Raw genomic sequence first — 876 nt, forward strand, 5'->3', positions numbered from 1 at the left:
GGGCGGATGAGTACAATCAAGACGGAACGGGGTATAAAGAATACAATCACCTTCACGCCTTAAATAAACGTATTCTACAGTATGGGGTTTCTATCCAATCATTGGACAATAACCCTGCTCGTGATGTTGTCATTCCTAGAAAGATAACAAGAGATAAACAAGAAATTAAATACTTTCAAGATCAGGAACTTAAAAGCTTCCTCTCCTATCTCGATAACCTGGAGAATACCTTTGTCAATTTCTATGATACTGTGCTTTATAAAACGCTCCTAGCTACTGGACTGCGCATCCGTGAATGTCTGGCCCTGGAATGGTCTGATATTGATCTGCAGAACGGAACGATTGATATTAACAAAACACTCAACATTTTAAACCAGGTAAACGGTCCTAAGACAAAATCAAGCTATAGAGTTCTAGATATCGATCATAAAACAGTGCTCATGCTTCGCCTCTACCGAGCAAGACAAGCAGAAAACGGTAGAAACATTGGCTTAACCTATGAGAAAGTATTCTCTGATAGCTTTGACAACTATGTCAATACTCGAAAGGTTGATTATCGCCTACATAAGCACTTAAAAAACGCTAACTGTACTGATTTAGGCTTTCATGCTTTCCGCCACACTCACGCTAGTATCTTGCTTAATGCTGGCCTGCCATACAAGGAGATACAGACACGGCTTGGCCATGCAAAAATATCTGTAACTATGGACACTTACAGCCATTTATCAAAAGAGAACCAAAAAAGAGCAGTCTCATTCTTTGAAACTGCCCTAGAAAAAATAAAAAGTTCTTAAAAAAGTCCATAAAATTAAAACAGCGATACATAAAACCCTTATGTATCAACGATTATAGAATGATTTCGGTATAATTGACTAT

Annotated in this window: 1 protein-coding gene; it reads left to right on the forward strand. The window is 38.0% G+C overall.

The genetic code is table 11. The features are described from left to right. The coding region (locus HMPREF2613_RS04850; RefSeq protein WP_070479401.1) for a site-specific integrase at window positions 1–794 on the forward strand (794 nt) is incomplete at its 5' end. Window positions 795–876: the final 82 nt, after the last annotated feature.

The sequence above is a fragment of the Streptococcus sp. HMSC070B10 genome (assembly GCF_001808665.1).
Lineage (GTDB): Bacteria > Bacillota > Bacilli > Lactobacillales > Streptococcaceae > Streptococcus.